Raw genomic sequence first — 20,338 nt, 5'->3', positions numbered from 1 at the left:
GGATTATCATTATGAATTTTAAATTCATCTATCGCCTTTCAAAGCAATTGGCATCAGGATCGGGGATCATCGTCCTGTTCCTGATAGGTATGGCGGGTGCGAATGGACAGACCAATTTAAGCGGAACCAGTAATGAGGAAAAAGAGATAGATGCTTTAAAGAACACTGCTGACAAACATTTGGTGCAAGGCAAGCTTGATCTTGCAGAAACCGAGCTATTGGATGTACTTCGGCGATACAAAGCGATCGGCTATCCCAATCTTCATTATACCTATGATCTGCTTGGGGTTACCTACCGCAATAAAGGAGATTTCAGTAAAGCCATTTATTATGGTTTAAAGACAATTGAAAGCATGGAAGCCACGCATGATTCCGTCGCCGCCATTACCTTTTACAGCCGGCTTGCTAATATGTACCGGGAATTGGGGCAGCATGAGAAAAGCGTGGAATGGTATTGGAAAATGCTACGAATAAGGAAATTTACGGATTGTAGAAACATATATATATTCAGGGACGCAGGTTTTTTGGCAAGAGAACTTATAAACCTAAAAAAACAAAACGAGGCGCTTATCTATATTCTTGATATCAAAGCTAAAAACAAACCGATCGGCGTGCACGCCGAAGCGAGTTTACTTGCTTCGGTGGCCTATTGCTATCATGCCATGAAGAAAGACCGGCAAGCTGAGAGATATTATCTTGAACTCATAAAGTTAGCCGGGCGGCTACAAAAAGATAATGAAGTGACTACCGATGTTCATTACGAGATCGGGCAGTATCTCATGGATAAGCGGCAATATAAAAGGGCGGCAGTGTTTTTGCAGAAAGCACTAAATGCTCCTCAAGGCACTAATTCGACGTCTGTAGATAAGGATATATACCTGATGCTCTACAAGGCAGATTCAGCAAAGGGAGATTATCTTTCTGCTTCACAAAATTTAATGAAAAATAAGATATTAAGCGATTCGATATTCAATGAAACCAAAAGCAGGCAAATTGAAGAATTACAGGTTAAGTACGAAACCGCCAAAAAAGTAAAGGACATTGAATTGCTTAACAACCAGAATCAATTGGAGCGTATTCGGTCGAAGGAGGCCAACAGAACAAAAAATATATCATTGGCAGGCGCAGGTCTGCTGCTAATTATCGCGGCGTTAATATTTAACCGATATCTCATAAAACAAAAAAGCAACCGTAAGCTTGAGGCTCATCAAAAGGAACTGGATCAAAAGAATCTTTTTCTGGAAACCCTGAATTCAGAACAGGATAAACTGCTCAGAGAAAAAGAGTGGCTGATCAGGGAAGTGCATCATCGGGTCAAAAACAATCTTCAAATGGTGACCAGTCTACTCAGTACACAGTCCGCATACCTTGAAGATAACGCCGCCGTTTTGGCTGTTAATGACAGCTTGCGGCGAATGGAGGCAATATCCCTGATCCATCAAAAACTCTATCAGGATGAAAATACTACCACAATCGCAATGGCTGAATATATCAATGATTTGATCAGTCACTTACATGAGGGTTTTGATACCGGCACACAGATAATTTTTGATCAAAATATAGAGCCCTTGAATCTTGATGTATCGCAGGTAATTCCGCTGGGATTAATTATTAATGAAAGCATTGTCAATGCGATTAAGCACGCATTTCCCAATGGGCAGAAAGGACTTGTGAGCATTACTTTACAACATGACGGAGCTGATCATCTATTGCTAAAAATATCGGATAATGGTATTGGCCTACTTGCCGGTCATGATATAATGGCGCATACCTCGCTGGGAATTGATCTGATGCAGTGGCTCACCAAACAATTAAATGGCAGTTTTAATATTGAAAGCAATAAAGGCCTGCATATCTTGATCAGGTTTGTCATATTTAACAAACAATTTTCGGACAAAGTATTGTAAAAAGTTATTAAGCTTAATTTGTATGAGTAACAAAGTGCTTATTGTAGAAGATGAACTTATTGTAGCCAATGATCTTCGGCTGATATTGGAACGTGCCGGATATAAGGTTACTGGTATCGCTGCTTCATTTGAGGAAGCCGAAGAGCTGCTTCAGCAAACTAAACCGGACCTTGTACTTCTGGATATCCGCTTGAAAGGCGAGCTATCAGGCATCGACCTTGCAAGGAAATTAAAAGCTCAAAATATTCCTTTTATTTATTTATCCGCTAATTCCAGCCAGAAAATATTGGAAGAAGCAAAGACAACTGTACCTTATGGGTTTCTTGTCAAGCCATTCAGGAAAAGGGATCTGCTGGTTACGCTGGATATTGCATGGTATCGTCACCAATATAGCCTTGAATCGCGATTGCATCAGGAAGACCTGCTGAAGAAGCAAATAGCAGACATCAGTAACGAAGTTATAGATTCACAAAGTAAATTGCTGAAGTTAGCCAGGATAATACAATATCATATTCCTTTTGATCTTATTGCAATGGGATCGGGACCTCTTTTTGTTGCACAGTTCAACGATGTATCCTATCTAAGGATCGGATTTGATGAATACCAATTTATCGGGGTAAAAGAATTCGTGACAATCACAGGTCTAAAAGGTTCTTCGCTTTCCCAGTTAAATGCGTACAGTCATACAAATGCAGGCGAGGTCACAGATAATGGCAGAATAATAGTTAAAAAAGAGGGCCTTACAGCTCCGCAGGAGATCTTATTTAAATGTTTTAACTTAGAGTCTCATTTAGCATTTTCTGTATCACTGGGTAACGGACAAATGGTTCATTATCTCTTTTACAGCCGCCAGTCTGATGTTTACAGCATGGATCATATTAACTTACTGAACCGGCTGACATCATGTCTGACAAACTTAGCAGAAAAGATGATTTATTATCAGACATCAACTTCAATAAGCCCGTTCCATACAGTCGATAAGAAAAGTTTGGAGGAATGGAGTTGTCCAGGGTTTCTTGGCACTATTGGAAGCCATCATCTTTTACTGGCAGCATTGGATCTGGCGGCCCAGGTAGCGCCTTATACAACTTCAGTTTTAATTCTGGGTGAAAGCGGAACCGGAAAGGGGAATGTGGCAAAGGCCATTCACGCACTGTCCCCGAGGCGAAACGCGCCGTTTATTAAAGTAAATTGTGGCGCTATCCCAACTACTTTAATAGAATCTGAGTTATTTGGCCATGAGAAAGGCGCATATACTGGCGCCGTCGAAAAAAGAATAGGAAGATTTGAACAGGCTGATGGCGGATCAATTTTCTTAGATGAGATTGGAGAATTACCGCTGGAAATACAAGTTAAACTATTGCGGGTTTTACAGGAAAAGGAATTTGAATGTGTGGGTGGCAGTTCACCCAGGAAAGTAGACGTCCGGATTATAGCTGCCACCAACCGGAACCTGGAAAAGGAAGTAGCCGAAGGAAATTTCAGGCTTGATCTGTATTATCGTCTTAGTGTTTTCCCCATTACCTTGCCACCTTTACGGGACCGAAAAAGCGATATCGCAGCATTGTCATTATATTTTGCGAGTAAGTTTTGCGAAGAATTTAACAGGGAATTTAGTGGGATCGCCGCTCCGATGATAGCAGAAATGAATGCCTATAACTGGCCTGGAAATATTCGCGAACTCGAAAATGTTTTGGAACGGTCTGTTATTCTTAACGATGGAAAATCTAAACTTGAATTAAAGGGAAGCCTAACCGCTATAGCGGATGAATTATCCGGCAAGCTAAACCTCAGTACACTCGAGGACGTGAAGCATATTCAAAGGGAAACAGAACGGGAGTGTATTATTTCAGTGCTCAAAAAAGCGGAAGGCCGCATTCGTGGTACCGGTGGCGCTGCGGAATTATTAAATATAAAACCAACGACATTGGAAGCAAAAATGGCTAAGCTCGGGATTAAAAGACAAGACTTTATGGATGCTGCGGGAAATCAATAATTCTTCATGATCGCTATTACGTGATATCATGAGGAAGCCAAGTGTTAGCCAACGGCAGCATCGGCTTTAAAAACCAGTTTTTCGGCTGCTTAGCGGCCATGATGCGTTTTTGATAAAACAACAACCTGCTCCAGTATTTATGGAGCTCAAACCGGTTACCTCCATAAATATTGGATATATAGGCTTCTTATTTATTTTATTCATTCCCATATAAAATAAATAATCATTTGATTTTCAATATATTACAAAATAAACTTTTTCATAACGCTATTTTAAAATTAAATGGCATGTAATTGACTGTTGGGTCTGCCGTGGCGTGGGTAGAAGAAGGAAACCAACTTCCATTAACAGTAAATGACAGCATCGTGTTTATTGATTATTGGTAAACCTAACGTCATTTATTTCGGTTTGAACCGAATACCTTTCATTGTAGCCTGCCTGATCACCAGCTGCAGCTGAGAGGCCAATATCGCAAACAAACACGTACAACTTTTAAATCAACAGGCAATGTTAAATTTGGAATGGTTCAGGACTTTTAAAGTTATTTACGAGACGGGCACCTTATCGGCGGCGGCACAGGCTTTGTGTATTTCTCAGCCCGGAGTTAGTCTTCATTTAAGCTCGCTGGAATCCTACACGGGCTTCCGTCTTTTCGAACGGGATGCGCGTAAAATGACGGCAACGGAAAGAGGCATCATGCTCTACAATTTCATCATTGATCATGTTGGGAAACTCGAAGAAGCTGAACAGGTTTTTCATCGGAAATCCAAAGTGTCCAAGCCGACGATTAGCGTGGGCATGTGTTTCGAGATTTTTCAGTATACTCTTGAGGCTCATGTGTCTGAACTGCCGTTCAACTTAATTACCAGGTTCGGCGCGTATCCGCAAATGCTAATGGAATTGAATAGTGGCGTTTTAGACCTGATCTTAACACCGCAAAAAGGTCTTCAACACGATTTAGATTTTACGCCGTTCACAAAAGAAAGAATTATTTTGATCTGTGGCAGCCAAACGGATACGACGGTGCTCGACCAGCTTCTCGTGAAAGACGACCGGTCAGCTATCAAAGACTGGCTATCTGTTCAGATATGGTATACAACTGCTGCAGACATGGAACATCTGAAAAGATTCTGGTCAACAAATTTCGATTGTTCGCCTGGATTCAGGCCGAATTATGTTCTGCCCTATTTTAATTCCATTTTGCGATGCTTATCTAACGGTGTTGGCTTCGCCGTCATTCCTGATTTTCTCTGTGGAAAAGACATCGAGGATCAAGCCATAAGGCTCGCATGGGAGGGCAACCCTCCTGTTGAAAACACACTCTATTTCGGAAAGCGAAAAAAGACGGCCTATCCTCATGAAATTAAACAGCTGGAAGATATTTTATCTAAGTACTGGGCCCCGCAATCAGATCAGGTTTTTCAATAATGTATGATAGATTGAAAGAATTCGATAACCTTGCTGCCGGATAAAAAATCGGGTGCCATTAACGCGCATGCAACGTCGCTATTCTGCTATTCACGCGTGGTTTAAGTAAGGATTGGCATTTTCTGCCCGAGCCCGAAAGCCCTTTAAAACAAGGCCATCCACGGTTATGCCTGTTAAGGGTAACAACTCGCCGCTATAAACACTATCCGATCCAGAATGCCGCGGCGCTCCAATTGCCGGAGCGTCAAAGAAAAAACGATAACTTTCTGCGAAAATGCAACAAACCGGCCCGCAAACAGGTTGTTGCAAGACCTCAACGGAACCACTCAGCTCATCCGGACATACGTGATCACAGGAGACCCAACCGGCCGCCCGATTTCCAAGTGAACCCGGGTAACAATAAGAGGATACAAAGCGAGCTATGTAGGCTGGCAGTAGCTTAGAATTTATTCCAAAGGATTTGTTAACGTTACTTCCCTTTCCTTCAGAAGCGGAATAACCTGTTCAACTACAATCTTTTTATAATGATCTGAATTTTTATGAAAGTTCAGGCCTGCTTCATCTTTATATCCTTCAAACAATACAATTATATTAGGATCAGTAGTGCTCTGATGTAATGTATAGAAAAGATTCCCTTCTTCTATCTTCGTTTTTTTTGCCAGCTCCTGGAGGAACCCTAGTACGATATCCAGTTTATTTTCCTGTACCACCCATTTGGCGAATACATGAATTGCTTTTTGACTCATCGCTTTAATTTTAAAATCAAAGCCGGGATCAATTCCCGGCTTTTCAGGTTTGCTGCGTTAGGCGCTTTTTGATTCCAGTATATTAACTATTTTTTCACCAACTCCATGGGCCGAAGCAGGATTCTGACCTGTCACCAGATTTCCATCTGCAACGCTGATCGCTGTCCACGGCGCGGCCGTGTGATAAACGGCTCCCTGTTTGGTGAGCGCTGTTTGCAGCAGGAAAGGCACATCGGCTATTGCATAATTTTCTTCTTCTTCATCAGTAAAAGAGGATATGTTTTTGCCGTTGACGATATAAGAGCCATCGCTCAATTTGGCATTTAACAATGAAACCGGACCATGGCAGACCGCTCCAACAACTGCACCACGTTCATATGTTTCCACGATTACTTTTTTAAGAAGTGCATTTTCCGGCATATCAACCATTGGTGCCAGGCCTCCGGGTATAAAAATAGCATCATAATCCTTTACATCCACATCTTCAAGTTTCCCGCCTTTCTGCATTGCTGCCCATCCCTTTCCGGTTAAGAACGCCAGGTTTGCTGGATCATCCGCCAAATTAAGTGCATCTAAATATGGCGTATCTCCGGTTAAACTGACGAAATCTATCTGGTAGTTCGCTTCATTGAATACAGCGTACGGGTGTGCCACTTCAGGAAGAAAGTTACCTGTCCTTCTGTTGTGCGGGCCAATCACATTGGTGTTTGACACGATAAATAATACTTTTTTGCTCATGACAGTTTAATGTTAAAAATTGGTTAAATCAGCGAACCATCGGACTGATATTGTTTGGTTTAATTATTGATACACGGCGGCTCTTTAACAACAAATTTACAGGCATCACGGCGGCAAATCAAATCAGAAGAATGATAGGTAGTATTAATATTATGAGGGGTGGCGATCTTAATGCTGCAGCTATAAACCAGGTCATCAGGCTGTGATTACCCGGTTTATAATTTTTCAGCAGTGCAGCTTACTTAGCATCTGCTTTAAACGTGGCATTATCAACATCCCTAAGAAAGGTCAGCAGGGATGCAAAATAATTGTTCTGGTCGTCATACATGGCCATGTGGCTTCCCCTAGGGCAGAGATAGGTTCGGCTGTTTGGTATCAGCTGCCCCTCTTTACGCAAACTTACCGGGCTCATCTCGTCATGTATTCCTCCCAGCACAAGTGTTGGCACCGTGATCTGCGGCAGCTTATCCCAAAATTCCCAATTCCTGAAATTACCTGTCACATGAAATTCATCAACGCCCTGCATTTGCACGTATACATTGTGATTAGCTTTTTTGAAAGCGCGGAGCAAGGGTTCGGGCCAGTTGCTTAACGGGATCCGGCAGATCACCTTTGAATAAAGTTTATTCATCAACAGGTCATTATACGCGGGCGAATCATATTTTCCAAGCTTGTCGAGAGAATCATAAACCGCAATGTCCCGGGTTGAAAATAACTTTTTCTTTAATTGTGCAGAATAAGAATTATAGTCATTCATTCCGGCCGTCATGTTTGATAGTATGGCGCCTTTAACATGTGATTGGTATTTGTGAAGATACTCCATTGCCAGCATGCTGCCCCAGGAATGTCCAAAAATATAAAAACCATCTAAACCCAATCCTTTTCGTACCTGCTCAACTTCCTCGACATACCTTGATACATTATAAAGTGCGGTGTCCGCAGGTGCATCAGAGTTTCCACACCCTAACTGATCGTAATAATAAAACTCAATGCCCTCTTTGGGAAGAAAGTCTTCGAAACATTCCATATAGTCATGCGAAAATCCCGGTCCCCCGTGTAATAGCAGTACTTTGATTTTTCCATCGCCAACTTTTTTTGTCCAGACATTGTACTTTCCGTCAACGTGAATTAGTTTGTTGCCACCCGTTTTTACCGTGGTGTCTGTGATGGTTGTAATTGAATTGGTTTTTTGTTTCGGCGCATTGCAAGCCAACAATAAAGTTGCCGTTAGCAGAATTAGTAGTTTTTTCATTAAAAAATTKTTTTGAATTGAAGGAGATAGGCATGCCCTTCGTAGGGGCTTGTTCAAGTAAAAGAGTGAGTTGGTGAGATTAATAACTCGCATTGCGAGCAACTGTTTCCACATCCCTTTTGCCGCCAGCATCAACTTTAATGGCTTCAGCTTCTTCACCCTTCGAACGAAGTTGAAGTTTAAGCATTTCTACTTCTTTTTTTAACGCTTCATATTGCCCTACCTGTTCCTGCAAAGCACCGATCAGTAACGGTACTAATTGTCCAAAATCGACCACTTCTCTATTACTTCCCGTCAGATTATTTTTGCCCTTTTCATGCCAAATGGTTTCGGTTCGCATTAATCCAGGCACTGTTGTCTTTATTTTATTGATATCAAGACCGAACTGATGACTCGTTTCATTTGAGCCGTTTTGGGTCTCACCTGCGTTCCTGATCACCGGTCTCAGTTTTTCGATACTCGCCAATGGATCGATGACCACCGTCTGTGACGCAGAAAAACTATTTTTTCTCATCACCTGGGCACTAGCTGTTTTAACCAAAGCCAATAAAAGTATCATACAATATACACTCCCAATTCTCATTTTCTTATTTTTCATTTATGTCAATTTTATTTATATGGTGTTTCTATCCAGTAATTTCTGATGTAATCATTTTCCCCAGGAGCCTGTCTGCTACCTTTAACGTAATGAACGGTTTCCTCATGATCAAAAGTTTCATTCCAATTTTCAATTCGCACAATAAGGTGCAGATCATTTCCAGGCAAAAGTTCCTTTCCAATTAAACCTGCGATTTGTTCGCCAAGCCGTTTTGGAAAAACTACCGGACACGCTTGAGCTGATCCCTCTTTTGGTACTGTTTCAATTGTAATTCTGAATCCGTCGGGTAAAGTGTTATTAATACTCATTATGCAATTTTGAAGTTGCAAAGGAACATAATCTTAAAAACCCGTACAATCCCCAAATATGGGGATGAATTTCAGCAGCAGTGCATCGGAAAACCAATGATACTTGACCCACTGCGTTTCCGCTTAATGGGAAATTACGGGTGATCGGTCCACTATTTTTCTGATTTGAGAAAGAGCCCTTCCAATGTCATAGGCAGTCGGTTACCGAGAGAACACACAAGCCGCCATGATCCGAACCCAAAATTTCACCAGGCTTCCAACCCGACGGAAAACGGATCAGCCACTACATTTTTTTGCATAAGCTTTTTCCTTAATTGTTTTATCTAACGCGAAATCCACCAAAGCTCAACTTAGTTTCAGCAGTATGGTTTACCTTTAAACACGATCCTAACTGCGATTTGATGCTCTCTAACTGAAAGCGGGAGTTGAACAGCGAATCCTGTATGCCAGTCATTTGTGTTACATCATCCACCATTTTTTTGTATAAAAGAAAACTACTGGTAGCCGGTTGCTTCTGTTTAATAAGATCCTTGATCTTAAAGTTGGCTTGCTGAATATCTTCAATCATGGAAGCCTGATTGTCCATTTCTTCGGAATTGATAGAGGTGAACTTAGAAAGCTCACTAAATCTCGACAAAATGATATCAAATTGGATAATTACATCTTTTCTTTGGGAAAGAAGCTTGTCAGCCTGATTGGCATCATCCTGCAGAAGTGAGTATTCATAGTTTTGCGCGGCAAAAAATAGATACAGGCAAAAAATGGAAAATGCCGCGAGGGCAATAAAGTTAAAGGAGAACATCAGGTATGATCTGTTTAATTCGTTAGTATTAATTGGTTTCATGATACTTTTGTTATGCTGTTTTATTATATATTATGAATGTACCGGCTGATTATAAGATGCATTATGAACAAGGATACCCTCATCAGTTACAAAATAGTTTTCATTGTCGTAAACAGAAAAATTATATACCACAGCGTTTCTGGACATCGACTCTATGTGTTTTATTTTTACCGCCTGCCCTACTATATTTTCAAGTTCATCAGCAGGTTTAAGGTCTTTTATTTCACGCCATCTGCCATTCGTTAAAAAACGGTGATCGGGGGTAACTTCAAACAGGATTCCGTTCTGCAGTTCAACAACGATCATGGTAAGTGTTGTTCGGCGATGAATTTCTTTGATGGGTTTAAGCTCACGTTCGCCGATAAGCTCATTAACGGTCCATAAAAGGTCATTGGCAGTTACCTCTTCAATGGGCAGTAAGCCGTTGTTAGTATGAACAATAGTACCTGCCGGGAAACAGGTAAGCGACGAACCTTTGGCTGCAAAAATGGCCAGTGTTAGCTCTATACCGCTGGCTTGTAGCTTATCGCCATTTTGTTTTTCTTCGCTGCCCCAGGCATCGGTCTGCGCCGAAAACATTGCCGAGCCATTTACACTGCGGCTGATCACGCTCATGTTTCCAAATAACGATGCAGGATCAAACATGGCATCGTTTCCGCCCTGCGCAGCGATCATATTACCCAACCCGCGCCCGGCCGAAAAGCTAAAAGCAAAACTGGCAATATGGCCAACGTTATTATGGCTGGTACTTGTCATAGCTTCCCAAAAGGTTTCCTTAGCTTCAATCATCGCCGTTTCTGACGGGCAAAGCAGTTTACTTTGACCAACCACCAATCCCTCATGATGGTTGATGACCAAGTTTGGTGACGAATCTATCCATATTCTTGTCATTGCACTCAGGTTACATTTCACCATGCCCTGACCGCTGGCAAATAATAATAGCTGCGGCGGCACACCTATACGAGGCAAACCAATACCCGGTGCAACCATAAACGCCACGGCCTTTGACTGTAGCGCCGAAACCGGGGCTGCAGCTATAGCCAGGTTACCCATACACATAAACGCATTGCCAATCATAGTATCGGCAGTGGTTGCCGCCAGGTGCCCGCTGAATGAAACATGGCGTTGGCTTGTTACCTTCATTTGTTTAAACATTACGCCCTTGGGGCATACCAGGTAATGTTTTTCGGTTAACCATTGTTGCTCTGCCATAATAATTAAATATGCTCCAGCTGCAGGTACAGATCTGATTTGTAATCGTTATTAAGCTGTTCAAAAACAGTCATCTCAGCCCATGTTAGTTCACCGTTGTGGTTATGCTTAAAACTGCCCCGGGTATAATGCTTAATGTCTAGCTCTTTTTGGCCGGTTACCCTGGTAATTGAATTTTTATCCATCCTACCGCTTGTATCCAAAGTTGCCTCTGTATTAATAATATGTCCATATTCGGTTTTTTCAGTTGTAAATGTTTGAACAACGGGCATGGAAAAACCTATTCCCATACGGTCACGGACAAGCTGTTGCTGCTTACTTTCTGCATCATCAGGTTTAATTGCAAAGGCATATAAAAAAAGATGCATAAAGTGGGTGTTTTCCAGATTTTCAACCACTTCTGCCGGATTATTTAATTCGCGGTCCTTATGCCTGATCACCTCGAAAGCAGCAATTGGGTTTACATGCATCAGTTCTCTTTTGAGTATCTCCCACTTGCCTTTTATCTCCGGCATATTCAGGAGGCCCTTAATTGCACCGGCATTGTTTATGCATACATGCTGCCGGCTGTAAATTTTGGCCAGCTTGTTTACATATTCAATAAGCTGATAAGTATTGGGATCAAAATATTCGGTAAGTTTTACGTCCCTTTCTTCCAGTACATATTCCTGCAATTCGGGTTTAATGGCGTTAGCCCCGTTACTTAACAAGTTATAGGTGCCTACGGTGGCAAAACTATCCATCATGGTTAGCATTTTCACGTTGCCTTTAACGGTTAGCTGATAGTTTTTTTCTGTATGCTTATCCATTTATTTAAGAATTTATTTGTACCGGCGTGCCGTCAATAATGGTTTTGCTGCCAACTATGGTCACTTCCTTCCCATTCAATTTCGCTTCGGACTGGCCAACCATCGACAGTTCCTTTTGAGCGGAGATCTGTAGTTTATCGCCAAATTCCATAATCCCGTTTTTACTTGGGGCGCCATCGCCGGTAAGTTTAAAATCATCTGCAGCACGTATCTCTATATTGCGGGCCTGTATAATGATCTGATCATTCTCCTTATCCATAATGATCATTACTTTGCCGGTTTGCAAGGTGATGTTGTTCTCGGTATTTATGGTTATGGCATTTTTACCGTCAATGGCAATAAAATTGAGGTCGGTTTTATCTTTTACCAGTATGCCACCGCTGTCATCCATACTAATAGTATGGCCGCTTTTGGTGGTTAAGCTCTTTTTATCATTATTACTGCTACCGCCGATGCCGTTTTTACCATGAAACACGCTTCCCATTACAATGGGGCGGGCCACATTGCCATCCTCAAAGCCGATCACTACCTGGTCGCCTTTTTCCGGGATAAAAACAAAGCCCCTGTTTTTACTTATTTTGCTGCTGCTGCCTGCATCGGGAGTAATTACCCGCAGCCATTCAGTAGGGTCGTTCGTTTCGCAGAGCCATTTAAACTTTACTCTCACCCTACCCTGCCCCAGCGGATCGGCATTGTCAAAAACTTCGGCCAGCAGCATATCGGGATATGGGCGTTCGTAGTTTTTAAAGGGGATACGCTCTGTGGTGGATACTATACCTTCAAACATATTAAAGTAACGTCCCTCTTTATCCACGGTATGAACTACCGTGGTGATCAGAAACTTGCCCAGGCTTTTTGTTTCAAAACCCGAGCCTTGTTTAAGACTCATGGATACATCTACAATTTTGCCTATACCCAGTTCAGGGTTGTCGCCCCGGCCGCTTATTTTAAGCAACTGGCTCACGCTGGCCTTTTCCTCATTATCTGCCAGATCTTTAATATCGCCGTTATTTTCAACCCGTATCAGCGATGGTTGATTAAAAACTTTGCTGTATACGTTATCCGATGTGCTGGTAGCATGTGTCAGGTCGGGCCTGCCTGCTGCTGCGCCGGGGCCTTTTGCCTGTATTATTTCGTCTTGCTGGGGGTTGTAGGCAAAACGGTTGTTTTTTATAGGCGCTACCTCAATACCATACTGCAGGCTTTGTACATCCCGGCCATACACTAAAGCAACTTCAGTTTGCTTGGCCGGCTTCCCGAAATTGAGGTTTTCTCCATCGTAGTAAAACCATTCATAATATTCGGCGCTCAGGCGGTTTAAAAAGTTAAAATCGCTTTCCTGGTATTGCATCACATAGTCAACCGGTTTTTTACGGTCGGGATTTGATACCATGCGCAGGTCATTGGTCGGCGTATCATGAGTAGCCACCGTGACAATGGCATCCAGGGTTTTATTATAGTATGAGCCCAGATCGGGCCCTCTGTCAATCAATATAGTAGGGCTGTAACCACTTGCTATGATTACGCCATGATAACCATGGCTTTGCGTAAGCTCTATTTTCGTAACCACCCCGGCAAATTTTTGCTGTTTGCCAGTAACATAGCCAAATGATACCGAAAGGGTTTTACCAACCAGATCGCGGCTATCATCAAGGTTAATGAGTCCGGGAGTGCCCAGCAAATCGTGGTTAAAGCGCAGCTCAAAATAATGGTGGGCGTTAAAACTTTGCTGCAATTCAAATGAAATGATATAAGCAATGTTTTTGCCGCCAATATTAATATCTTTATTTAAGTGGATCTCCATGATGGTTAATAATGTGAGTCTGATTTCTTTTAGGTATTAGCTGGTAAACTAAATCCAACGATTCTGATTGATACTGATCGAGTAAGGCCCGTTAGGCCCGTAATGCTTCCTGGGATTAACCACATCCGGCGGATGGCAAGTTGGACAACGCATGAAACTAGACCCATCGCATCTTCTGCATCTTCTCAAATCCATAAGCTTTTCAATAGGCTCACCATTACTTCTGATTGCGATCCTTTGCGCTATATTTTTTACGCCAAACCCGCCACATAGGTCGCACTCGACCTTGGTAGAACCATCACAGGTTTCACACGCGGGGAGAATAATCTCATAAAAACGGTAAGCATTCCCGCCGGTATGTTCGGCATACGCCCATACGGTTTTTCGGTTAGCTCTGTGTATATGCCTTACGATTCGGTATCTGCCCGGTTCGCGAAGTGCACGCCTGTTCCTATTGTATGCTTCACTTCCAGGAGCACGTCCACTTTCGGAGCCGAATTTGACGGTATCTCCTGCTATCCCATCGGGGTCCTGTTGCAATATTTCCCTTAGTCCATTTGTCCCGTCAACGATAAGTTGAAACAAATACAATCGTGTTAATGCAGGCAGTTCACTTACATTATATTTTCTTCCTTCAAGTGCCATAAATAATTTTTTAATTTTTGATTTAATAAAGTTGCCGGTTGAAACTATCTAGGTTTCAATCAGTCCGGTATAATTTGTATCGCCCTGTTTAATCATAATTAGATCAGCGCGCTTTTATCAATTGACGCACAGGCGTTAATCTAACAGTGTCCAGGTACGCTTGGCTTGTACCTGCTGAACAATTTGCTGCTCGGCCACCACAATATTTTCTTTACGCTGACCAATGTATTCCAGTGTGCTTAGTTTTTTCCAGAGTGCAGCAACCACTTTTAAAAATTCCTCTATCAATGACATGGAAGCGTAAATGTCCTGGTGATCATATATAAGTTCGATAGTACGGGCTAACAGCTCTTCAAAATTGCCGGGGGTAACATCGCGCCATTCATAAAAATATTTAAGCATTTCTTCGCGCTCTTTGGCCGCTATAAGCTTAATGCCGGTGAAAAACACATGGGCCAGCTTTGAAAAGTAACCAGCCAAATGAACAGGCGATTCCTGGTAGCCAAAATTCCTGTAATTGAAAAAGATCTGCGCCAGATAATCAAGCATCTTTCCAGAAATCAAACGGATGTTTTTGCCTAATACCGTGACAGATTCCTTACCCATTGTTTTATCAATAATGGTAAAGGCCGACAGCTGGATGTCATTCAAGAGTGTGCTAAACAACTCGTAATACCTAATTAAACCGGGATGACTAACCACACTACTGCTTGGCGGTATAAAATTATTATTAATGGTAACCTTGCCATTGGCCAAAATCAACTGCCCAATGGTCAGGCAATAATTATCTGCTGCCTTAGTGGGCATTTCAGATACCGGCAGCAGATAAATGTTGTACCCTCTTGAAATATCCGGATACCGGGGTGGGTTATCCTGCGGGTCAAGATTACCAGATGGTACCCTCTCAAACGGATTAACTGATAAAAGGATATTGTACGTTAAGCTTCTTGTTTCGGTATTTTCGGCAAAGTAATGGCTGTAGGTAAGCTGGTTATCATAACTGGCAGCGCTGTCAATATCAATCCTGCAACCTTCGGCGGTTATGGCGTTAAAAAGCCGTACTTTGATCTCTACATGATTGGTTGCTTTTTCTGTTACCTCAATGTCTGATGAGGAGCGTTGCCCCGAAAAAGGCGGCAGCAAGCCGTAGTTGTAGTTAGTTAAGGCCAGAGACCTGGCATCCCTTACAAAATCCTGGTTATACTGATCAGTAGCAATGAAATGGGCGCTTGACAGCTTCATGCCATCTACCCAGTTTACCGGTTTATATTTTAGTGGCGAAATCATATAGGTAATGTATTAGTATGTTAAATAAAAATGGAATCATCGCCTGTTACTATTGGTTTGGCGATATTTTCAGAAACTCTTTTGGCGTATATGGTAACCTTTTCTGAAATACCGTTTTCCCGGATGTTCAGATCAGGATCAATAAAAATATTCCTTTTAAAAATGGATGTTTTGATAAAAAATATCCACTTATATACCTCGTTATCGTCGGCATTATATTTTACAGGGCTTTTAGGGAATTTGATATTGTAGTCTTCAATAAATTTGTAAAACCAATTACCAAACATCATATTTTCAGGCGCTTTTACTTTTACCTTGATGGGCTCGGGATCATTGGTATGTTTATATACTTCCAGCTCAAGCACCAGCATGCGGTTAAAATCAAGATGCTCCATATCCAGATTAATGGGCGCGGCCGGATATTTCCATACCTTATAAATTTCGGCAGGGATACTTAACAGGGCCACATAGCTCCACCAAAATAACAGCGGGATAACGAAATTAAAAGTGCTTGTAGCCGCCCATATACCTGTTTTAATATCACTTAAAGCGTTAAAGATGATTTGATACAGGTAAAACCCAAGTAAGCAGGCTATCAGTAAGGCAATGCTGATAAATAGCTTGCTGCCCAATAATTCATCGGGGTAATATCTAGTCATTAAGTACACAAAAACACTTCCCAGGGTAATGTGATATAGCTGACTGATGATATACCCCCAGGGCATATAACTCAGCCCCAAAAGGCCTAAAGAGCCGGGTATAGCCAGGGCAATACTCAAAAGCAGCACACTAATGATCAATTTTTTATTATTGATGAATTTGTTTTTTTTATTCGCAACAGCCATCACTGTCGCGGCTACCACCGCAATGAGCGGAAGCAGCAGGTATCTGAGAAAAAATTGTTGAACGTCCATTAAAGTATATATGATGATGTATTAACTATCTGATTAATAAAGCCTTTAACCCTATAGGAAAACCGTAAAACCAAGGAAAGAATTGGAACTGTCTGCACCTAATGAACCTACCCTATTTTCCTGTTTGCTCACCAGTTCTACCTTTATCGCGGTTTCTACCGGCAGCAGGTAGGATACTATGATACTGATCAGGTGAGCGCTCGGGGTTCCGGGTAAAAAGCTTATCAGCCTAGTGCCCTCAGCCGGCCCGATGTGGATATAGACCTCTTCGCGGTCTGATAAAAAGTTAGCACCTATAACCGTATCAGTACCCAGCGCACCGCGCCCCATTTTAAATTGCATACTTTCATCAATTGGAATTATAGTAATTCCCGAAGGGTTTAAAACAACATGAACCGGGATATTAAATAGCACCGAAAGCAATTCGCTTAAAAAGCGCGTGTCGTTCCGCTTTTGCTGTATAACGGGTAAAAGATGCATCCATATAATGCGTTGGTCGTTATCCAGGTGTTCAAACTCACTCCACTCTGTGCCAAATATCATCGACAGATCGTTGTAGCTTGTTTTCTTATCTAACCGGTTCTCATACCATTCCAACAGCGTGCGCATATAATTCAGCTCGGCTTCAAAAGGCATAAAAAATCTCCGCGCGTCCTTTTCCTCATTCCGTCTGAGCTGCACATCTGCCATCATTTCCAGATCAGACAAACCCGAGCTTCTCATTGGGGTAACATGAAAAAGCCCTTCGGGCAGCATGTCATATAATCCCTCCCGGTTAACCTCCACAATGAAGCAATCCTTCAGCATGCTTTCAGAAAAATAGGACGAAAACCCATTGATGTCCTTCGCATAGGCACTTTGCTTAGCCCCTACAGGCAAAATCACAACCTGATCGCTCTCAAAATCACCGTTCTCAAATAATTCGGCAACTTTTACCGTTGCTTTAAAATCAGTATCAAGATCATTCAATAAATCCAATGCCTTCTTCATATATCTTGTTGAATTAATTTTCAGAGGCCAGTAAAAACCGGTAATTCAAATTCATGGTGCTCCGGGTTTCAAGTTTGGAGCAGGTTAGTTCCAGTATAGGTTCCCATTCCTCCGGCTTTAATTCACTTTGCTGTGCCGGAGTAATTATAATATCTATCGTTTTAATGAATCCTTCTTTTGGGTTGGATGAGTTCATTAACCCTTTGCGAATATTTACTTCAGCTATATTGCTGCCTAATTCCCAAAAGCAAAAATTGACAATATCAGCCTGGGTAACTACCCTGTCGCCCGTGGTAAGTCCGTATTTGTAGGCTCGCACCCGGTTAGTAGTACTTAATCTTGATTTGCCCCCCTGCGTACTGGTCAGCATAAATAAGCTTTCGGCAATTATTTTTGTACTTTCAAAAGCCTGCAAACGGCTGCCTGTTCTGATGTTGTTAGCCAGCTCGGCATTAGTTGTCCAAAACTCCAGGAACATAATATCGGCATGGTTAAGCGGTTTAAGAATAATGTAGTTAAACAATTCTTTTATACTGCCCAACTGCCCCATTGTTTTTTGCGATATCATGGAAATATTTTGCTCCAGCTCCTTTAATGATGATGCCAAAAAATCTGAATTATATGCGGCAAAAGCGGCCTTTTCATCTCTTAAAAGCTCAAAAAGATAATCTAGTATCTCTTTCGCGTTCCGGTTATCAAAACGCTCAGAACCACCGTAGCGAACAGAAAAAAGCCCTGAGCTCCGTTCCTGGTCATAACCCTGCGGAATTTCGGTATAGTGGTTGCCCAAATTATCTCTCAGTGAATCAACATTTAAAAACTGGTCATGGGCCGAAAGTTTTAACGGGATGATATCATTCATCATTTTTAAACGATGCTTAAGATCATGCCTTTTTTTATTGACTACCGGAAACGCGTTTATAGAAACCGATAGCTCATTTAATATAGTTTGGTTAACCGTAACCGGCACTACAACCTTGATCCAGAGCATGGGTTTGTTAAAGCCCGACAGGCTATTTGCCTGAAAAACCTGCTCAAATTGTTTAGGGTATAATTCCAGTATTGGCGGCTGTTGTATGCCGTTATCATTTATGGTTAAAAATCTGTTCCGGTAAAAGGCATGTACATCACGGGTAATTAGATTAATGATATTATGATCATCAAACGGCGACCGGAATTGCTGCCCAGGCTCCTGATAAAATTTATCATGTGATACCTGTACGGGTATATCATTCACAAACCATTGAGAGAACGTGAGCAGATCATAAGTTTGTTTTTCAACCTTATGATTGCGCCAGTCGAAATAAAAACTAAGCCCATCTAAAGAATTTAATCCCGGCTGAACATCAACGCCTATATAAATGATATTTTTTTCAAGATGTCGTCCCGGCATGCACTGGGCAAGCAGTGTTTTGTTTTGCTGACCATCAATCTGAAACACACTGCTGCCCGTAGCCATATAAGTTACAGCGGCTTTGAATATTTTTATAGGCTTTAGCGGACTAAAGAAAATATCTATCGTGGTTTCTTTATAGTTCTCATCCTTATCAGCCAGTCTTTTACCATAAAAAAACTGTGTCCTTTCATCAATGATCTCGGTGTCTTCGACGGGGCTTGCATGCACAATAGCATGGGCCGGAATAGCCGAGACCAATGTATCAGAAGCCAGTATGCCCGATATTTTATCAACCATCCGGTTTTCGAGGTTGTTTACCTGGCTGGATATATTGAAAAGCTCCGTGCTCAGTACTTCTACTAGTAACTTTACCATAGGGTCAAAATCGACAGCGTTTTTTATACCCCAGTAATCGCGGGCGTTTTTTAATACGCGGTTCCTGATCTCGTCTTTTGATGAATAAAATATATCGCTCATATCAATAGCTGATGTTTAAATAATAAAGTCCCCCCTGAACAAACGCCGTTGCCTAATTGCATAGCGGGCTTAAAAAAAGTGACGTGTTAAAAAAGTAGTTTTCGCCGGTGGTATTTATCCTGCCGTTAACAGAAATCTCTACCTTCTTTTTAATCTCGGTTACATTTTTGCCAAAAAAGAGTTTCTCTACCTCGCTCATTTTTATCTCCACTTCAACTTGGTACAAACGATGCTCATAATCGATTACCGACCGCAGTAATGACTGCCTGAATTTTTCTTCCCAGGTACGCTCGCTTACCACCAGTTCAAAATCAAGATCCCATATTTCACAACCAAAATTGGTGTTGTGCCTATGCTCGCCGTACCGGGTAAAAATGATCAACTCAATATTCTGAGAAATAGACCCACCCAGATCTGTTGTTTCCAACTCCTTATCTGACAGGATATTTTTTAATTTAAATGGCTTGTTGTACAGCATATCAGACTTTTTTACAGCTACTAAAACCGTAAAACAAGGCCTGCAAAGTGATTTGCGTTGCAGGCTCTGTTTTATTACACGATAGGTTAATTTTATTTAGGCCAATCGTTTTCATGATCGGCATTACCCATCTTGATCTGGCGGGCCGATATTTGGAAACTAAGCGTCATTGGGCTATCACTGTAAGCGTTCATCCCTTCAGAAAAACTAACGATGTAAGCATCTGTGAAGGTTATCTCCTTCATTTTGGCGTCTTCGTCCTGCTTTTTGATGGTTAAACTGCCGGTAACAGCTTTAAACTGGTTGTTTACCATGGCTTCAATAATGGAAGTATCCTGGTTTGATTCTACTTCTACATCTATTTTACCACCGTATACTCCGGAAGTAGGCCTTCCTTTAGGATCCACATCGCGATACATTGAATAAGAGCATTGTAGTACATCATACTGTTTACCTGAAAACGTTAACGTTGCTTTAAAAGCCATAATTTGTTGATTAAGGGGATTAAA

At 41.8% G+C, this 20,338-nt stretch carries 18 protein-coding genes; 3 read left to right on the top strand and 15 right to left on the bottom strand.

The annotated features are described in order from the left end of the window. Positions 1-11 precede the first annotated feature (11 nt). The 3 genes from AC1DRQ_RS01265 (at position 12) to AC1DRQ_RS01255 (ending at position 5,331) form a co-directional block, all read left to right on the top strand. On the top strand, positions 12-1,907 hold the full coding sequence (locus AC1DRQ_RS01265; protein WP_477421837.1) for a tetratricopeptide repeat-containing sensor histidine kinase: 1,896 nt from the start codon (positions 12-14) through the stop codon (positions 1,905-1,907). 22 nt (positions 1,908-1,929) lie between these two features. Further along, positions 1,930-3,903, top strand: coding sequence for a sigma 54-interacting transcriptional regulator (locus tag AC1DRQ_RS01260; protein WP_477421836.1), 1,974 nt, complete (start codon positions 1,930-1,932; stop codon positions 3,901-3,903). 507 nt (positions 3,904-4,410) lie between these two features. Further along, on the top strand, positions 4,411-5,331 hold the full coding sequence (locus AC1DRQ_RS01255) for a LysR family transcriptional regulator (RefSeq protein ID WP_477421835.1): 921 nt from the start codon (positions 4,411-4,413) through the stop codon (positions 5,329-5,331). A 446-nt stretch (positions 5,332-5,777) separates the two neighbouring features. Here the strand turns inward: AC1DRQ_RS01255 and AC1DRQ_RS01250 are convergent, their stop codons facing one another. From AC1DRQ_RS01250 to tssD, 15 genes are all read right to left on the bottom strand, one after another. Next, a complete protein-coding gene (locus AC1DRQ_RS01250; protein ID WP_477421834.1) occupies positions 5,778-6,077 on the bottom strand; it encodes a putative quinol monooxygenase in 300 nt (99 codons plus the stop codon). Positions 6,078-6,134: 57 nt separating this feature from the next. Further along, positions 6,135-6,815 (bottom strand): type 1 glutamine amidotransferase domain-containing protein, encoded by a 681-nt coding sequence (locus AC1DRQ_RS01245; RefSeq protein ID WP_477421833.1) that lies wholly within the window; start codon positions 6,813-6,815, stop codon positions 6,135-6,137. Between the two features lie 238 nt (positions 6,816-7,053). Next, on the bottom strand, positions 7,054-8,067 hold the full coding sequence (locus AC1DRQ_RS01240; RefSeq protein ID WP_477421832.1) for a proline iminopeptidase-family hydrolase: 1,014 nt from the start codon (positions 8,065-8,067) through the stop codon (positions 7,054-7,056). 79 nt (positions 8,068-8,146) lie between these two features. After that, positions 8,147-8,665: a hypothetical protein gene (locus tag AC1DRQ_RS01235; RefSeq protein ID WP_477421831.1), complete on the bottom strand. Its 519-nt coding sequence runs from the start codon at positions 8,663-8,665 to the stop codon at positions 8,147-8,149. A gap of 11 nt (positions 8,666-8,676) precedes the next feature. Then, a complete protein-coding gene (locus tag AC1DRQ_RS01230) occupies positions 8,677-8,973 on the bottom strand; it encodes a hypothetical protein (RefSeq protein ID WP_477421830.1) in 297 nt (98 codons plus the stop codon). A 319-nt stretch (positions 8,974-9,292) separates the two neighbouring features. Further along, complete coding sequence (locus tag AC1DRQ_RS01225; protein WP_477421829.1) at positions 9,293-9,817, bottom strand: hypothetical protein; 525 nt, start codon at positions 9,815-9,817, stop codon at positions 9,293-9,295. A 30-nt stretch (positions 9,818-9,847) separates the two neighbouring features. Further along, complete coding sequence (locus tag AC1DRQ_RS01220; protein WP_477421828.1) at positions 9,848-11,029, bottom strand: Hint domain-containing protein; 1,182 nt, start codon at positions 11,027-11,029, stop codon at positions 9,848-9,850. A gap of 5 nt (positions 11,030-11,034) precedes the next feature. After that, positions 11,035-11,838: a hypothetical protein gene (locus AC1DRQ_RS01215; protein WP_477421827.1), complete on the bottom strand. Its 804-nt coding sequence runs from the start codon at positions 11,836-11,838 to the stop codon at positions 11,035-11,037. Positions 11,839-11,842: 4 nt separating this feature from the next. After that, complete coding sequence (locus AC1DRQ_RS01210) at positions 11,843-13,642, bottom strand: type VI secretion system Vgr family protein (RefSeq protein WP_477421826.1); 1,800 nt, start codon at positions 13,640-13,642, stop codon at positions 11,843-11,845. Between the two features lie 780 nt (positions 13,643-14,422). After that, complete coding sequence (locus AC1DRQ_RS01205; RefSeq protein ID WP_477421825.1) at positions 14,423-15,574, bottom strand: hypothetical protein; 1,152 nt, start codon at positions 15,572-15,574, stop codon at positions 14,423-14,425. A 20-nt stretch (positions 15,575-15,594) separates the two neighbouring features. Continuing rightward, positions 15,595-16,488 carry a TssN family type VI secretion system protein gene (locus AC1DRQ_RS01200; protein ID WP_477421824.1) on the bottom strand — a complete coding sequence of 298 codons (894 nt, stop codon included), beginning with the start codon at positions 16,486-16,488 and terminating at the stop codon, positions 15,595-15,597. A gap of 51 nt (positions 16,489-16,539) precedes the next feature. Next, on the bottom strand, positions 16,540-17,478 hold the full coding sequence (locus AC1DRQ_RS01195; RefSeq protein WP_477421823.1) for a type VI secretion system baseplate subunit TssG: 939 nt from the start codon (positions 17,476-17,478) through the stop codon (positions 16,540-16,542). 13 nt (positions 17,479-17,491) lie between these two features. Next, entirely contained in the window at positions 17,492-19,351 is a 1,860-nt protein-coding gene (locus AC1DRQ_RS01190) for a type VI secretion system baseplate subunit TssF (RefSeq protein WP_477421822.1), read from the bottom strand. Between the two features lie 52 nt (positions 19,352-19,403). Beyond that, complete coding sequence (locus tag AC1DRQ_RS01185; protein ID WP_477421821.1) at positions 19,404-19,829, bottom strand: GPW/gp25 family protein; 426 nt, start codon at positions 19,827-19,829, stop codon at positions 19,404-19,406. Between the two features lie 92 nt (positions 19,830-19,921). Next, entirely contained in the window at positions 19,922-20,314 is a 393-nt protein-coding gene (gene tssD, locus AC1DRQ_RS01180; RefSeq protein ID WP_477421820.1) for a type VI secretion system tube protein TssD, read from the bottom strand. Between the last annotated feature and the right edge of the window lie 24 nt (positions 20,315-20,338).

This window comes from Mucilaginibacter sp. P4_E8 (assembly GCF_056401495.1).
Note: the sequence above shows the minus strand (reverse complement) of the source record. Positions and strands in the feature narration are given on the sequence as shown.

Coding starts and splice junctions, on each gene's coding strand:
- AC1DRQ_RS01265 (WP_477421837.1), top strand. CDS start 12: ATGAATTTTAAATTCATCTATCGCCTTTCAAAGCAATTGGCATCAGGA.
- AC1DRQ_RS01260 (WP_477421836.1), top strand. CDS start 1,930: ATGAGTAACAAAGTGCTTATTGTAGAAGATGAACTTATTGTAGCCAAT.
- AC1DRQ_RS01255 (WP_477421835.1), top strand. CDS start 4,411: ATGTTAAATTTGGAATGGTTCAGGACTTTTAAAGTTATTTACGAGACG.
- AC1DRQ_RS01250 (WP_477421834.1), bottom strand. CDS start 6,077: ATGAGTCAAAAAGCAATTCATGTATTCGCCAAATGGGTGGTACAGGAA.
- AC1DRQ_RS01245 (WP_477421833.1), bottom strand. CDS start 6,815: ATGAGCAAAAAAGTATTATTTATCGTGTCAAACACCAATGTGATTGGC.
- AC1DRQ_RS01240 (WP_477421832.1), bottom strand. CDS start 8,067: ATGAAAAAACTACTAATTCTGCTAACGGCAACTTTATTGTTGGCTTGC.
- AC1DRQ_RS01235 (WP_477421831.1), bottom strand. CDS start 8,665: ATGAAAAATAAGAAAATGAGAATTGGGAGTGTATATTGTATGATACTT.
- AC1DRQ_RS01230 (WP_477421830.1), bottom strand. CDS start 8,973: ATGAGTATTAATAACACTTTACCCGACGGATTCAGAATTACAATTGAA.
- AC1DRQ_RS01225 (WP_477421829.1), bottom strand. CDS start 9,817: ATGAAACCAATTAATACTAACGAATTAAACAGATCATACCTGATGTTC.
- AC1DRQ_RS01220 (WP_477421828.1), bottom strand. CDS start 11,029: ATGGCAGAGCAACAATGGTTAACCGAAAAACATTACCTGGTATGCCCC.
- AC1DRQ_RS01215 (WP_477421827.1), bottom strand. CDS start 11,838: ATGGATAAGCATACAGAAAAAAACTATCAGCTAACCGTTAAAGGCAAC.
- AC1DRQ_RS01210 (WP_477421826.1), bottom strand. CDS start 13,642: ATGGAGATCCACTTAAATAAAGATATTAATATTGGCGGCAAAAACATT.
- AC1DRQ_RS01205 (WP_477421825.1), bottom strand. CDS start 15,574: ATGATTTCGCCACTAAAATATAAACCGGTAAACTGGGTAGATGGCATG.
- AC1DRQ_RS01200 (WP_477421824.1), bottom strand. CDS start 16,488: ATGGACGTTCAACAATTTTTTCTCAGATACCTGCTGCTTCCGCTCATT.
- AC1DRQ_RS01195 (WP_477421823.1), bottom strand. CDS start 17,478: ATGAAGAAGGCATTGGATTTATTGAATGATCTTGATACTGATTTTAAA.
- AC1DRQ_RS01190 (WP_477421822.1), bottom strand. CDS start 19,351: ATGAGCGATATATTTTATTCATCAAAAGACGAGATCAGGAACCGCGTA.
- AC1DRQ_RS01185 (WP_477421821.1), bottom strand. CDS start 19,829: ATGCTGTACAACAAGCCATTTAAATTAAAAAATATCCTGTCAGATAAG.
- tssD (WP_477421820.1), bottom strand. CDS start 20,314: ATGGCTTTTAAAGCAACGTTAACGTTTTCAGGTAAACAGTATGATGTA.